The sequence below is a fragment of the Pseudacidovorax sp. 1753 genome (assembly GCF_040544975.1).
GTDB lineage: Bacteria > Pseudomonadota > Gammaproteobacteria > Burkholderiales > Burkholderiaceae_C > Xenophilus.
In genome coordinates this window covers 39,647-52,825 of sequence record NZ_JBEPKY010000013.1, presented here as the reverse complement: position 1 = coordinate 52,825, position 13,179 = coordinate 39,647, and the positions used below count along the sequence as shown (strand labels likewise).

The 13,179-nt window shown below is 70.7% G+C and carries 12 protein-coding genes; 1 reads left to right on the top strand and 11 read right to left on the bottom strand.

Annotated elements, in window-relative coordinates; translation table 11 throughout:
- Nucleotides 1-13 precede the first annotated feature (13 nt).
- The 3 genes from ABIC63_RS17215 to andAc all read right to left on the bottom strand — a co-directional run bounded on the left by ABIC63_RS17215 (nucleotide 14) and on the right by andAc (nucleotide 3,103).
- Nucleotides 14-1,192 carry an ABC transporter substrate-binding protein gene (locus ABIC63_RS17215; protein WP_354320672.1) on the bottom strand — a complete coding sequence of 393 codons (1,179 nt, stop codon included), beginning with the start codon at nucleotides 1,190-1,192 and terminating at the stop codon, nucleotides 14-16.
- 98 nt (nucleotides 1,193-1,290) lie between these two features.
- Nucleotides 1,291-1,803, bottom strand: a complete 513-nt coding sequence (gene andAd / locus ABIC63_RS17210; protein ID WP_354320671.1) for an anthranilate 1,2-dioxygenase small subunit AndAd — start codon at nucleotides 1,801-1,803, stop codon at nucleotides 1,291-1,293.
- A gap of 13 nt (nucleotides 1,804-1,816) precedes the next feature.
- The gene (andAc, locus tag ABIC63_RS17205; RefSeq protein ID WP_354320669.1) at nucleotides 1,817-3,103 is read right to left on the bottom strand and encodes an anthranilate 1,2-dioxygenase large subunit AndAc; all 1,287 of its coding nucleotides are present in this window, start codon (nucleotides 3,101-3,103) and stop codon (nucleotides 1,817-1,819) included.
- 221 nt (nucleotides 3,104-3,324) lie between these two features.
- Here andAc and andR point away from each other — a divergent pair, with 221 nt between their 5' ends.
- Nucleotides 3,325-4,353: an anthranilate 1,2-dioxygenase regulatory protein AndR gene (gene andR / locus ABIC63_RS17200; protein ID WP_354320668.1), complete on the top strand. Its 1,029-nt coding sequence runs from the start codon at nucleotides 3,325-3,327 to the stop codon at nucleotides 4,351-4,353.
- Between the two features lie 33 nt (nucleotides 4,354-4,386).
- On the opposite strand, the gene ABIC63_RS17195 is transcribed toward andR, so the two are convergent.
- The 8 genes from ABIC63_RS17195 to ABIC63_RS17160 all read right to left on the bottom strand — a co-directional run bounded on the left by ABIC63_RS17195 (nucleotide 4,387) and on the right by ABIC63_RS17160 (nucleotide 13,174).
- On the bottom strand, nucleotides 4,387-5,271 hold the full coding sequence (locus ABIC63_RS17195; RefSeq protein ID WP_354320667.1) for a DMT family transporter: 885 nt from the start codon (nucleotides 5,269-5,271) through the stop codon (nucleotides 4,387-4,389).
- 204 nt (nucleotides 5,272-5,475) lie between these two features.
- On the bottom strand, nucleotides 5,476-6,381 hold the full coding sequence (locus ABIC63_RS17190) for an EamA family transporter (RefSeq protein ID WP_354320666.1): 906 nt from the start codon (nucleotides 6,379-6,381) through the stop codon (nucleotides 5,476-5,478).
- Complete coding sequence (locus ABIC63_RS17185) at nucleotides 6,378-7,418, bottom strand: CobW family GTP-binding protein (RefSeq protein WP_354320665.1); 1,041 nt, start codon at nucleotides 7,416-7,418, stop codon at nucleotides 6,378-6,380. The genes ABIC63_RS17190 and ABIC63_RS17185 overlap by 4 nt, the downstream gene beginning before the upstream one ends.
- A gap of 40 nt (nucleotides 7,419-7,458) precedes the next feature.
- On the bottom strand, nucleotides 7,459-9,108 hold the full coding sequence (locus ABIC63_RS17180; protein WP_354320664.1) for an amidohydrolase: 1,650 nt from the start codon (nucleotides 9,106-9,108) through the stop codon (nucleotides 7,459-7,461).
- A gap of 82 nt (nucleotides 9,109-9,190) precedes the next feature.
- The gene (locus ABIC63_RS17175; protein ID WP_354320663.1) at nucleotides 9,191-10,240 is read right to left on the bottom strand and encodes an ABC transporter ATP-binding protein; all 1,050 of its coding nucleotides are present in this window, start codon (nucleotides 10,238-10,240) and stop codon (nucleotides 9,191-9,193) included.
- 20 nt (nucleotides 10,241-10,260) lie between these two features.
- A complete protein-coding gene (locus ABIC63_RS17170; protein WP_354320662.1) occupies nucleotides 10,261-11,292 on the bottom strand; it encodes an ABC transporter ATP-binding protein in 1,032 nt (343 codons plus the stop codon).
- Between the two features lies 1 nt (nucleotide 11,293).
- On the bottom strand, nucleotides 11,294-12,196 hold the full coding sequence (locus ABIC63_RS17165) for an ABC transporter permease (RefSeq protein ID WP_354320661.1): 903 nt from the start codon (nucleotides 12,194-12,196) through the stop codon (nucleotides 11,294-11,296).
- 3 nt (nucleotides 12,197-12,199) lie between these two features.
- Nucleotides 12,200-13,174: an ABC transporter permease gene (locus ABIC63_RS17160; protein ID WP_354320660.1), complete on the bottom strand. Its 975-nt coding sequence runs from the start codon at nucleotides 13,172-13,174 to the stop codon at nucleotides 12,200-12,202.
- Nucleotides 13,175-13,179: the final 5 nt, after the last annotated feature.

Sequence of the window (13,179 nt, the reverse complement as noted above, 5' to 3'; positions counted from 1 at the left end):
CGCGGGCGCGCTGTCACTTCAATTTGCAGAGCTGGTGGTAGGCATCGCGGTAGCCCTTGAGCGGCGTCGAGAGGGTCTTGTTGGTGATCCTGCCTTCGGCGTCCTTGCCGATCACGCGCAGGTAGTAGTCCTGGATCGGGAAGTTGTTGTTGCCGTACTTGAAGGGCCCGCGGATCGACTGGAAGTTGGCGGCCTTCAGCGCCTTGAGCACCGCCTCCTTGTTCTTCACGTCGCCCTTGACGTCGCGGGCCGCGGCGTCCATGGCCAGGATGGCGTCGTAGGCCTGCGCGGCATAGAAGGTGGGGTAGCGCTTGTAGGCCTTGCGGAACTCGCTCACGAACTTCTGGTTGGCCGCGTTGGGCAGGTCGTGCGACCACTGCGAGGTGGAGAACAGGCCCAGCATGGGCTCGCCCACGGCGGCGATGGTGTCCTCGTCGGCCGAGGCGGGGTTGGTCACCAGCCGCACGTCCTTCGACAGGCCCGAGGCCACGAACTGCTTGATGAAGTTGATGCCCATGGCGCCGGGCAGGAAGAAGAACACCGCCTCGGGCTTGGCAGCGCGGATCTGCGCCAGCTCGGCCGCATAGTCCAGCTGGCCCACCTTGCCGTAGACCTCGGCCACCACCTGGCCCTTGTACAGGCGCTTGAAGCCTGTCAGGTGGTCACGACCGGCGGGGTAGTTGGGCGCGAGGATGAAGGCACTCTTCAGGCCCTGGTCGCTGGCCCACTGGCCGGCGGCCTCGTCCCAGGTGTCGTTCTGGTAGCTCTGGCCGAAGAAGTAGGGGTTGCACTGCGCACCCGCGTACTGGCTGGGGCCGGGGTTGCTGGTGATGAAGGGCACCTTGGCCGCGAACAGCGCCGGGCCCACGGCCAGCGCCACGTTCGAGGGCGTGGGGCCGGTGAAGAAGTCGACCTTGTTCTGCTGGATGAAGCGGTCGACGATCTGCTTGGCCTGGTCGGGGCTGCCCGCCGTGTCGGCCTGGATGAATTCGGCCGGGTAGCCGCCCAGCTTGTTGTCGAGCAGCTTGATCGCCAGGTTGATGGCGTCGCGCGTCTCGGCACCGCCGGCCGCGAAGGGGCCGGAGATGTCGAGCGCCAGGCCGACCTTGATGGGGTCGGCGGCCAGGGCGGGCGTGGCGAAGGCCAGGGCCAGGGCGGCAGCGAGCAGCGGCCGGGTGCGAAGGGGGGTCATGGGCTTCCTCTCCGGGGAATGCGTGAATGAATGGACGGCTGTCAGCAATCGGCATGCCATCGGGTCCGGCCCGATGGCGTCGCGCGCCTGCGGATCGATCAGATGGGCGTGGCCAGCAGCGTGAGGACGCGCGAGGTGTCGTACACCACGCGCCGCTGCGCAAAGCGCCAGCCCGCGGGCGTGCGCACGAGGCGATCGAGGTAGCGGCCGGCCTGGAAGATGAAGGACTCGCCGTTCGTGCGCGTCTGCACCACCACGTACGAGGACTCGGCCGTCACGGTCTGCGCGTCGACCGCGGTGATCGTGAGCCCGCTGGTCATGTGGCGGTAGCTGTGCGACTCGTAGATGTTGGCGTGGCGCAGCGCCACCACGCGGTCGCGCAGCATGCCCGCGCTGGTGCAGTGCACGAGGCCGATGGGCAGGCCCATGTCGGCGTTCTCCTTGGGCACGATCTCGTAGAGGCAGTCCTCGGTGAACAGGGCCGTCCAGTCCTCCAGCCGGTCGTTGTCCAGCAGGGCGCAGTAGCGCTCATTGAGCTGGTGGATCTGGAACCACAGGGCGATGTCGACATCGGGCGCTGCGGCAGCAGCAGCGGTCTGGGGGGCTTCCATCACGGTGCTCATCTCAATACCCCATGAGTCGTTGGTAGCCGGTCCAGAACTTCCGGATCAGGTTCTCGGTGATCATGGTGTCCTCCCGGTTCGGGTCGGTGCGGCCCAGGTCCAGCACCGAGGTGGCGTCGGCATCGCGCGCGGTGCCGCGCTGCACCAGCTCGGTGGCCTCGGTGTCCTCCATCGAGATGAAGCCTGCCGGTCCCACCAGGTTGGCCTGCTTGATGCGCAGCGCGCGCAGCTCGGGCGTGTCGTCCTCGTAGCCGAAGAAGTGGAAGACCAGCTCGAACTCGCCCGGCGCCTTGGGCAGCACCTGCCGCGCCACCAGCGTGTTGTGGATCTGCTGCAGCACCAGCTGCGGAAAGATGGTCTGGATGTGGTTGGTGCAGTCTTCCTCGTACTCCGAGATGAAGCCGAGCACCGAGGCGTCCTCCAGGTGGAAACCGTCGTCCATCGAACGGATCGCCTGCTGCTTGTAGGCGGTGGCGGTGTCGGCCTCTTCCTCGATGTTGGTGGCGGTGATGATGCTGTGCAGGCCGTGCGTCCTGTCGGCCATCGAGCGCGCCTTCATGCCCACGCGGAAGATGTTGAAGGTGGTGTGGAACAGGTGCAGCAGGCTCGCGTGGTACGGGTCCTTCACGTTCTCGTAGTAGAGCTTCCAGTTGCTGCGGGCGTACTGGCGGGTGCAGCCGAGGTACACCACCTTCTTGTGCATCACGCGGTCCACCCAGGGCCGCATCTGCTCGCCGATGTAGTCGGCCAACGTGGGCGCCTCGTCGCTGAAGCTGGCGAAGACCAGGCCCTTGTAGCTGTCCACGCGCAGCTTGCGCAGGCCGTGCGCCTTGTTGTCGAAGTCCGGCGGCATGCCCGGCGCGCCGTCGCGCCCGCGCTTGAAGGGAATGCCCTGCAGGTCGCCCTTGGCGCTGAAGCCCCACTGGTGGTAGACGCAGGTGTGCACCTTGGCGTTGCCGCGCGCATTGCGGCAGACCATCGCGCCGCGGTGGGCGCAGCGGTTGACCCAGCAGGCCAGCTCGCCGTCGGGCGCGCGGGTCACCACCACGGGCGTGTCGCCGACGAAGGTGCTCTTGTAGTCGCCGGGGTTCGGGATCTCCGCCTCCAGCGCGACGAAGCTCCAGGTGGGGCCGCGGTAGATGCGCTCCTGCTCGCGCTCGAAGACCTCCTGCGAGCTGAACACGGCATAGGGCACGCGCGAGCCGTCGGCCTGCGGAAAGTGCACCACGCGCTGCTGCTGCTCGGCGGCTGCGGCCTGCAGTGCACCAGGATCGACCGGTTGATTCATGGCAAGAACTCCTTCCTTGTGCGGGCCCGGCAAGGGCCGGGCGTCATGGGCCGCATGGTCGAAGGCCGCTGCGGCGGCGGCTATCCGAATCGCGCGGGATCGGTGCCACGGATGTCCAGATCGCGCAGGACTTGCGGCGGACGCGGGCACCGGCGGCTGCCACAAACGGCTGGCGCGCTTCTTGCGCTGCATCAGGTCCTGATCGGAAGCCCCGCCAGACCATGCGTCCAGCCGCCGCCTCCCCCTTCGCCGACCCGTCCATCGCCCCTGGCGCCTTCGCGCCGGGGCTGCTGCGTGCGCACCGCCTGTTCGAGTCCTCGGACCTGGACGATGCGCGCGAGCGCATCTCGCGCGTGATGCAGCCGCACCGGCTGCAGGCGCTGGAGCGGCCACGCGGCGGACGCTCGCACATGGACTTCGTGCGCGTGGGCGGCATCGGCCTGGGCACCATCCGCTTCGGCGAGACCACGCGGGTGGACGTGTCCCCTGTGGAGGACTACCACCTGCTCATGTTCTGCCTGCAGGGCCATGCCGAGGTGCTGGCCGACGACCGGCCGCTGCAGGCCGATGGCCACCATGGCATGGTGTGCGCACCCGGCAGCCGCTTCCTGGCCGACCTGTCGCCCGACTGCGAGCAGTTCGTGCTGCGGCTGGACCGCCGCATGCTGGAATCGCACACCGGCCGGCCGTTGCGCTTCGACAGTGCGCTGGACCTGCAGCGCCCGGCCCTGCAGGCCTGGCGCGCCCAGCTGCACCTGCTGCTGAGTTCCGAGGCCCTGATGCAGGCGGTGCAGGCCAGCCCCATCGTCGCGGCCGAGATGGAGCGCCTGCTGGTGCACCTGCTGCTCGCCGGCCAGCCCTGGACCGACGACGTGCCGCTGCGCATCGCGGCCCGGCCCGCGGGTGCCGGTGCGGGCCCCAGCCAGGCGGCCTGCGTGCGGCGCGCGGTGGCCCACATGGAATCGCATGCCGACGAGCCTCTGCGCCTGGCCGACATCGCGGCGGCCGCCGGTGTATCGGTGCGCACGCTGCTCGACGCCTTCCGCCGCGTGCGCGACGAGAGCCCCATGCAGACCCTGCGCGACCTGCGGCTGGAGCGCGCCCGCCAGCGCCTGCGCGCGGGCGAGGACGGCATCACCGTCGCCGCCGTGGCGCTGGACTGCGGCTTCGCGCACCTGAGCCGCTTTGCGCAGGCCTACCGCCTGCGCTTCGGCGAGTCGCCCTCGGACACGCTGCGCGCCGCCGGCTGAGGCAGGCGGCGCGGGGCTGTTGCTGCGCCCCTCTCAGGCCCTGGCGCGCGCCGGCAGCAGCACGGCGGCGATGGCCACCATCAGCAAGGTCATGGCCAGCCAGTCCTGCCAGTAGATGGCCTCGCCCAGCCAGAGCGCGCTGCTGAGAACGCCCAGCACCGGGATCATCATCACGCTGAGGGTCGAGGCGACCGGCGGCAGGCCCCGGGCCAGCACGAACCAGGCGACGTGGGCGAAGCCGAAGATCACCACGGCGTTGTAGACGATGGCGCCCCACGCCCCGGGGCTGGGCATATGCCAGCCGGAACGCTCGGCCAGCGCCGACAGCCCGCCCATCACGATGGCCGTGAGCGTGGTCATCCAGAAGGACAGCGTCAGCGTGGGCACCGGCATTTGCGTGCGCCGCAGCAGCTGCGTGCCCAGCGCCCAGGTGGCGGCAGCCCCCAGCGCCAGGGCCACGAAGCCCGGGCTGCCGGCCAGGCCGGTGAACTCGTGCCACAGCAGGAAGGTCACGCCCAATGCCGCGGCAGCAACGCCCATCCAGGCACGCGCCGACAGCCGGGTACTGAAGAGCATGGCGCCCAGGATGGCCGAGAACACCGGCATGGTGTAGCCCAGGATGGCCGCGCGTCCGCCCGACAGGTGGCGCAGCGCGATGATGATGCACACGTGCCAGACGAACATGTTGGTGGCCGACAGCCACAGCAGCTCGGGCCAGTGGCGACGCGGCACACGGAAGGGCAGACGCATCGCCAGCAGCACCACCGCCAGCACCGGCACCCCCAGCCACAGCGACGTGGCGCGGAAGGTCAGGGGCGGCAGATCGGTCACCCCCACCTTCATGATCGGCCAGTTGATGCCCCAGGCGATGGTCAGCGGAATGAGCAGCGCCCATTGGCGGCGGGTGAGTGTCTCCATGGCGGGCGATTGTGTCGTCGCCGAGAACCCCTTGCCCCTGGCGGGAGAGGGAGAGGGATAGGGCCACATCTCGGAATCAAGTGGCCGCGGAGCAGGCCATGCCAGGGCACCCGTGGAACTGGCTCCGCCAGGCCACTGGGTGCGCCCCCTCCAAGCCGAAGGCGCCAGAGAGGGGGGAGACGCGAAGCGGCTTGGGGGGTGCCTTTACTTCCTCCAGCGCCCACCGAACATCACCACGCCCAGGGCCGCCACCACGCAGGCGCTGCCCGCCCATTGCCAGGCCGTGACGTGCTCGCCCAGGGTCAGCATGCCGGCGGCGAGCCCGATCACGGGCACGCCCAGGCTGAAGGGCGCCACACGGTTGGCGGGATGGCGCTTGAGCAGGCCGGTCCACATGGCATAGGCCACGATGGTGGCGAACCAGCCCAGGTAGGCCACGCCCAGCCAGCCGCCCAGGCTGGCGTGCCGCCACTGGTCGTGCGTGGCCGCGGGCTCGAAGAACCAGGCCATCAGGCCGAAGGGCAGGATGGGCACAAGCGACATCCACACCACGAACTGCAGCGGGTCGTAGCCCGGCTGCGCGGCCTGGGCCTTGCGCGCCACGATGTTGGAGGCGGCCCACATGAAGGCGCCGCCCAGGTTCAGCACCAGGCCCAGCACGGTGATGCCGGCCGTGGCACTGCCGCCCGCGAAGTTGAGGCCGAAGCACAGCAGGCCCACGGCCGCCAGCACCAGCCCGGCGCGCAGCGGCCCGGACAGCCGCTCGCCCAGCAGGGCCACGCCCAGCAGCGTGGTGAAGAAGACCTGCGTCTGCATCAGCACCGAGGCCAGGGCCGCCGTCATGCCCACCTGGAGCGCCACGAACAGCAGGCCGAACTGGCCCAGCTGCGCGAGGCCTGCCGGCACCAGCCAGCGCCAGGACAGGCGTGGCCGCGGCACGATGAAGACGAGCGGCAACACCGCGAACACATAGCGGAAGAAGCCCAGCTGGAAGGGCGTGAAGTCGCGCAGCGAATACTTCATCGCCACGAAGTTGAGGCCCCAGATGACGACCACGCCCAGGGCGGCGAGCAGGTCCAGGCCGGCGAAGCTTTGCGCGGGGCGCGTCATGCGGCCTCCTTCACGGCGGCGGCGGCCTGCAGGCGTTGCGCCAGCTCGTGCGCCGGCAGGTGGCCGCGCAGGCCGATGGCGACCATCGTGTCGGCGATCTCCGGCGCGGTGCCGGGCGCGGCGCGCAGCGCGCCATGGCGGCCGGCAAACTGCAGCTCCACCAGGCCCGCATGCGCGTCGGTGCGCACCAGGCCCTTGAGGCGGAGCACGCCAGCCGGCATGGCCTTGAGCAGCGCACGCAGGGCCGGCGCATGGAAGACCGGCGCATCGCGCAGGGCCCAGGTCTCGAAGAGCTGGGCATGGTCCACGTCGCCGTGGTCGTGGTGAGCGTGCAGCGCGTCGGCGTCCCGCGCGTCGTGCGCGGGCCGGTGGTGGTCCGCATGCACGTGGCCGTGCTCGCCACCGCAGGCCGCGCAGTGCGCGGCACCTTCGTCCGCCCGCGGCAGGCGCGGTGCCTGCAGCAGCGCGGACGGCACGCGGGCCTGCACGGTCTCGATGCGCGGCGTGGCTGGCCATTCGGCATCCAGCCATGCACGCAGGCCAGACAGCGCGGCTTCGTCGACCAGGTCGGTCTTGTTCAGCACCAGCAGGTCCGCCGCATCCAGCTGCCGCCGGATGCTGTCGGTCAGCAACGGGTCCGCCGCCTGTTCGCGCAGCACGGTGGCATCGGCCAGCACCAGCACGGCGTCCAGCGCCAGCGCCGGATCGGCCAGGCCTACCTGCGCGATGCGCCAGGGGTCGGAGACGCCGCTGGCCTCGATCACGATGGCATCGGGCGGCTCGTGCCTTTCGATCAGGCCGATGAGCGCGGTGGTCAGGTCGTCGCCGATGGCGCAGCAGACGCAGCCGTTGGTCAGCTCGATGGCGCCGGCCTCTTCGCTGGCGATGAGCGCGCGGTCGATGTTGATGGCGCCGAAGTCGTTGACCAGCACGGCGATGCGCCGGTCGCCCGACTGCGCGAGCAGGTGGTTGAGCAGCGTGGTCTTGCCGGCGCCCAGGAAGCCGCCGATGACGGTGAGCGGGATGCGCGGCCTCATGCCTGCATCCCGCGCCGCCGCACGCACCCAGCAAGCCCCTTCACGCGGCCGCCTCGGTCGGCACGCCGCCGATCACCGTGCCGGCCACGCGCAGGTCCTTGAGCGCCTCGGGCGCCACGACCAGCGGGCTCTCGTCCAGCACGCAGAAGTCGGCCCATTTGCCGACCTCGATGGAGCCGATGCGGTCGTCCAGGCCCAGGGTGTAGGCCGCGCCCTGGGTGATGGCCCACAGCGCCTCGGGCACGCCGATGCGCTCGGCCTCGCCAAGCACGCGGCCACTGGACGTGAGCCGGTTGACGGCGCACCAGGCGGTGAACAGCGGCGCAAGCGGCGTGATGGGCGCGTCGGAATGGATGGCCAGCGGCACCCCGTGCGCCAGCGCGGTGGCGCAGGCGTCCATGCGGAAGGCGCGGTCGGGGCCCATGGTCTGGGCCAGATGCGCCTCGCCCCAGTAGTAGATGTGGTTGGCGAACAGGTTGGCGCACACGCCCAGCGTGGCCATGCGGCGGAACTGCGCCGCGTCGGCCATCTGGCAGTGCTGCAGCGTGTGGCGGTGGTCGGCGCGCGGGTGCGCGGCCAGGGCCTCCTCGATGCCGTCCAGCGCCAACTCGGTGGCCTCGTCACCGTTGGTGTGGATGTGCAGCTGGAAGCCCTGCGCATGGAAGTCGCGGATGGCGGCCTTGAGCTCCGCTGGCGGCAGGATCCAGATGCCGTTGGGCGCGCCGTTGTGATAGCCCGGCCAGCGCACACGGGCGGTGAAGCCCTGGATGGAGCCGTCGGCCACGATCTTGACCAGGCCGTAGTGCAGCTTGGCATTGCCTTCGGCCTCGGCCTGCCGCTGGCGGATGCGCGCGGCGCCCTGCGTGCGGTTGAGGCTGCCGTCCAAGCACAGGTAGGCCGGCACCAGCCGCACCGGAAAGCCGGGCTCGCCGGTGACCTGCATCATGGCCGCATGGTTGGGCTCGGCCAGGTCGTTGACCAGGTCGGTGGCGGTGGTCACGCCGGCCAGCCGCGCCATCTGCCCGAACAGGCGCAGGCTCTCCGGCGACGAACCGGTGATGCGGAAGATGTTGCCCACCAGCCGCGTGATGGGGAACATGGCCGCGAACTCCTGCAGCTCGCCGCTGGGCTCGCCGTCGGCGAAGCGGGCGATGCCCTCGATGTCGGTGTCGCGGTCGATGCCGGCCGCGGCCAGTGCGGCGCGGTTGACGTTCATCAGGTGCTGGCTGGCATGCAGGATGACCACGGGCCGCGTGGTGGAGACCTGGTCCAGGTGCTCCACCGTCATGCGCTCGGTGCCGAAGAAGAGCGGGTCGAAGCCCCAGGCCAGCAGCGGGGCCTTGGGGTCGGTGAGCGCAGCGTCAGCGGCGCGCAGGCGGGCGATCACCTCGTCGAAGTTGCGGCAGCCCTCCCACACGCGGCCGTCGGGCGAGGTGCGCGCATGGAAGCCGACGAAGCTGAACTTCCACAGCCCGCCGGCCATGAGGTGCGAATGGCCTTCGACCAGGCCGGGCATCAGCACCTGGTCGGCATAGCGCGTGTCGAGCGTGAAGTCGCCGAAGGCCTGCATGCGCGCCAGGTCGCCCACCCCCAGGATGCGCCCCTCGCGCACGGCCACATGCGTGGCCTGCGGCTGGCGCGGGTTCATGGTGAGGATCTGGCGGGCCTGGAAGACGGTGATGGGGGACATGGGGTCGTGGTGTCGGATGAAGGGCCAGGGCCGCTGTGCAGTGGCCACGGCGTGGAAATGTTCAGGTCGGCCTCGGGCTGCCTCAGGCGGCATCCGGCAGCGCCAGCGGCGGCACCGGCCGGCCCGCCTGCAGCGAGACCTTGTGGCAGGCCACCCAGTGGCCGGGCTGCACCTCGCGCAGCTGCTGCGGCTGGCCGCAGGCCGGCTCGGCCACCGGACAGCGGCCGGCGAAGCGGCAGCCCGCGGGCGGATCGAGCGGGCTGGGCGGATCGCCCACCAGCCGGATGCGCTGCGCCGCCCGCGCGCGGCCGCCGCGCACCGTGGGCACGGCCGACATCAGCGCCACGCTGTAGGGATGCAGCGGCTGGGCGAAGAAGGTGCGGCGCGGCGCGCGCTCCACGATCTGGCCGAGGTACATGACGGCGATCTCGTCACAGATGTGCTCGACCACCGCCATGTCGTGCGAGATGAACAGGTACGTCAGCCCCAGCTCGCGCTGCAGCCGCGCGAGCAGGTTGAGGATCTGCGCGCGGATCGCGATGTCCAGCGCCGAGACCGGCTCGTCGCAGACCACCAGCTCCGGGTTGGTGGCCAGGGCGCGCGCGATGTTGATGCGCTGGCGCTGCCCGCCCGAGAACTGGTGCGGGAACAGGTGCTGCTGCTCGGGCCGCAGGCCGACGGCGTGGAAGAGCTCGTCCACGCGGGCGGCGCGCTCGGCGGGCGTGCCGATCTTCATCAGGTCCAGCGGCGCGCGCACCGCATCGCCCACGCGCTGGCGCGGGTTGAGCGAGGAATACGGGTCCTGGAAGACCATCTGCAGCCGGCTGCGCGCGCGGCGCAGGTTCTCGCCATTGACCAGACTGAGCTCGGTGGTGCCCAGGCGGATGCCGCCCTCGGTGATGGGCGCGAGCCGCATCACGGCCAGGGCGGTGGTGGTCTTGCCCGAGCCGGACTCACCCACCACGGCCAGCGTGGTGCCGCGGCGCAGCTCGAAGCTCACGCCGTCCACCGCACGCACCACGCGGCCACCGGCGCTGGGGAAATGCACCTTGAGGTCGGTGACGGACAGCAGCACCGGCGGCGGTGGCGTGACGGGAGCGGGCATGTTGGGGAAGGGAATGAGTTGGCTCATGGCAGCACCTGCGCGGGTCTTCAGGCGTGCGCCGCAGCGGCCTGCACCGGCGGGGCCGCGTCCGCCTCGGCCAGCAGCCAGCAGGCGGCGCCGTGGCCGGGCGCACCCTCGGCCTCGAACATGGGCGGCACCTCGGCCGCGCAGCGGGCATGGGCATGCGGGCAGCGCTCGCGGAAGGCGCAGCCCTGGCCCAGCTCCCACAGCGAGGGCACCACGCCGGGGATCTCGGCCAACTCGGTGCGCCCCTCGGCCTGGCTGCTGCCCAGCTCGGGCAGGCAGGCGATCAGGCCCTGCGTGTACGGGTGCTGCGGCGCGCCCAGCACCTCGTCCGCCCGGCCCTGCTCGATCACGCGACCGGCGTACATCACCATCACGCGGTCGGCCATCTCGGCCACGGCGCCCATGTCGTGGGTGATGAGCACGATGGCCGTGCCGCGCTCGCGCTGCAGCTCGCGCAGCAGGTCGAAGATCTGGGCCTGCACCGTCACATCCAGCGCCGTGGTGGGCTCGTCGGCGATCAGGATGTCGGGCCGGCAGGCCAGCGCCATGGCAATCATCACGCGCTGGCGCATGCCACCGGAGAGCTGGTGCGGGTATTCGTCGACGCGCCGCTCGGGCGCGGGAATGCCCACCTGGCGCAGCATCTCGATGGCACGCGCATGGGCGGCGCGGCGGTCCAGTTGCGCATGCAGGCGGAGCGACTCGGCGATCTGCTCGCCCACGGTGTAGACCGGGTTGAGCGAGGTCATGGGCTCCTGGAAGATCATGGAGATGCGGTTGCCCCGCACCGCGCGCATCCGCTCGGGCGTGGCGTGCACCAGGTCCTGGCCCTGGAAACGCACCGCGCCGCCGGCCACGCGGCCCGGCGGCTGCGGCACCAGGCCCAGGATGGCCAGCGCCGTCATGCTCTTGCCGCAGCCGGACTCGCCGACCACGCACAGCGTCTCGCCTGCGTGCACCTCGAAACTCACGCCGTTGAGCACCATCGCCTTGCCGCGGCGGGTGGCGAACTCGACACGCAGGTCGTTGACCTGGAGAAGGGGGGAAGTCATCTCAACGCTCCCGCAATTTGGGGTTCAACGCATCGTTGAGCCCATCGCCGATCAGGCTCACGGCCAGCACGGTCAGGAAGATCGCCACGCCGGGGATCGCCACCGCCCACCAGGCCGAGAGCACGTACTGCCGGCTGCTGCCGATCATCATTCCCCAGCTCATCAGGTTCGGATCGCCCAGGCCCAGGAAGGACAGCCCGGCCTCGAACAGGATGGCCGCGCCCACCGCCAGCGTGGCCGAGACGACCAGCGGCGCGATGGTGTTGGGCAGGATCACCTTCCAGATCAGCCGCGCGTTGCCGGCGCCGATGGCGCGCTCGGCCCGCACGAACTCCAGGTCGCGCACCTTCATGAACTCGGCCCGCGTCAGCCGCGCGGTGCCCGGCCAGCTCACCAGGCCGATGGACAGCACCACCGTCAGCAGGCTGGGCGAGAACAGCGTGACCACCACCATGGCGAAGAGCAGCGCCGGCAGCACCTGGAAGAACTCCGTCACGCGCATCAGCAGCGCATCGACCCGGCCGCCGTAGAAGCCGGCCAATGCGCCCAGCGTGACGCCGATGGTGACCGACAGCAGCGCCGCCACCGCGCCCACCAGCAGCGTGGCGCGCCCACCATAGAGCAGGGCGATGCCGACATCGCGGCCCAGCTGGTCGGTGCCCAGCCACACGTCCTCGGTGCCCGGCGGGCTGAGCGGCGCGCCGCGGATCTCGAAGGGATCGGCCTGCACCAGCCACGGCCCGACGACGGAGACCAGCACGATGAGCGACAGCAGCACCAGCCCGGCCACCGCGGCCGGATTGCGCATGAACATGGCCAGCGCCTCGCGCGCGGGCGAGGGCGCGGCCGGCAGCGGCATGGCGGCCGGTGTGGGCTCGCCAGGGGAGATGGGAAGGGCGGACATCGCTTACTTGCTCTTGATGCGAGGGTCGATCAGGCGGTAGCAGAGATCGGTCAGCAGGTTCATCACCAGCACCACCACCGCCGACAGCAGCAGCACGCCCAGGATGGTCGGGTAGTCCCGCCGCAGCACCGACTCGTAGGCCAGGCGACCGAGGCCGGGCCAGTTGAAGACCGTCTCGACCAGGATGGCGCCCGCCAGCACATTGCCGAACTGCAGGCCCAGCACCGTGACCACCGGCAGCACCGCATTGCGCAGCGCATGCTTGTAGAGCACCACGCCCTCGGCCAGGCCCTTGGCCCGGGCGGTGCGGATGAAGTCGGCGCCCAGCACCTCCAGCATGCTGGCGCGGGCCAGCCGGCTGTACTGCGCCAGGTACACCATCGACAGCGTGAACATGGGCAGCACCAGGTGCCACAGCACGTCGATCACGCCGGCCAGGCCGCGGCCATCGCTGTCCACCGAGCGCATGTCCGACACCGGCAGGATCGGCCACACCGAGGCGAACAGGATCATCAGCATCATCCCGCTCCAGAACACCGGCGCCGCGAAGCCCACCAGCGAGAACACCGTGATCGCCTGCGACAGCCAGCCGTTGGGCTTGCGCGCGGCCAGCACGCCCAGCGCAGTGCCGATGAGGAAGGCGCAGACCACCGAGCTCAGCACCAGCAGCAGCGTGGCCGGGATGCGCTCGGCGATCAGCTCGACCACCGGCAGGTTGAAGATGTAGGACTGGCCCAGGTCCAGCCGGGCCACCCGCGCGAGGTAGATGCCCAGCTGCACCGGCAGCGGCCGGTCCAGGCCGTAGGACTGGCGCAGCTCGGCCTTCAGCTCCTCGGACATGCCGCCGCTCATGCCGGCGATGGTCTCCACCGGATCGCCGGGCGCGGCATGCACCAGCGCGAAGTTGAGCACCACCACGGCCAGCACCAGGCCCAGGGCCTGGAGCAGCCGCGAGGCCAGGGGCTTGAGCAGCTTCATGGCCG

Bases quoted from the DNA above. Each gene is read 5' to 3' on its own strand.
- ABIC63_RS17190 (WP_354320666.1), bottom strand. From the start codon at position 6,381: ATGACGCGCCCCGCGCAAAGCTTCGCCGGCCTGGACCTGCTCGCCGCC.
- ABIC63_RS17180 (WP_354320664.1), bottom strand. From the start codon at position 9,108: ATGTCCCCCATCACCGTCTTCCAGGCCCGCCAGATCCTCACCATGAAC.
- ABIC63_RS17215 (WP_354320672.1), bottom strand. From the start codon at position 1,192: ATGACCCCCCTTCGCACCCGGCCGCTGCTCGCTGCCGCCCTGGCCCTG.
- andR (WP_354320668.1), top strand. From the start codon at position 3,325: ATGCGTCCAGCCGCCGCCTCCCCCTTCGCCGACCCGTCCATCGCCCCT.
- andAd (WP_354320671.1), bottom strand. From the start codon at position 1,803: ATGGAAGCCCCCCAGACCGCTGCTGCTGCCGCAGCGCCCGATGTCGAC.
- ABIC63_RS17195 (WP_354320667.1), bottom strand. From the start codon at position 5,271: ATGGAGACACTCACCCGCCGCCAATGGGCGCTGCTCATTCCGCTGACC.
- ABIC63_RS17185 (WP_354320665.1), bottom strand. From the start codon at position 7,418: ATGAGGCCGCGCATCCCGCTCACCGTCATCGGCGGCTTCCTGGGCGCC.
- ABIC63_RS17165 (WP_354320661.1), bottom strand. From the start codon at position 12,196: ATGTCCGCCCTTCCCATCTCCCCTGGCGAGCCCACACCGGCCGCCATG.
- ABIC63_RS17175 (WP_354320663.1), bottom strand. From the start codon at position 10,240: ATGAGCCAACTCATTCCCTTCCCCAACATGCCCGCTCCCGTCACGCCA.
- ABIC63_RS17170 (WP_354320662.1), bottom strand. From the start codon at position 11,292: ATGACTTCCCCCCTTCTCCAGGTCAACGACCTGCGTGTCGAGTTCGCC.
- andAc (WP_354320669.1), bottom strand. From the start codon at position 3,103: ATGAATCAACCGGTCGATCCTGGTGCACTGCAGGCCGCAGCCGCCGAG.
- ABIC63_RS17160 (WP_354320660.1), bottom strand. From the start codon at position 13,174: ATGAAGCTGCTCAAGCCCCTGGCCTCGCGGCTGCTCCAGGCCCTGGGC.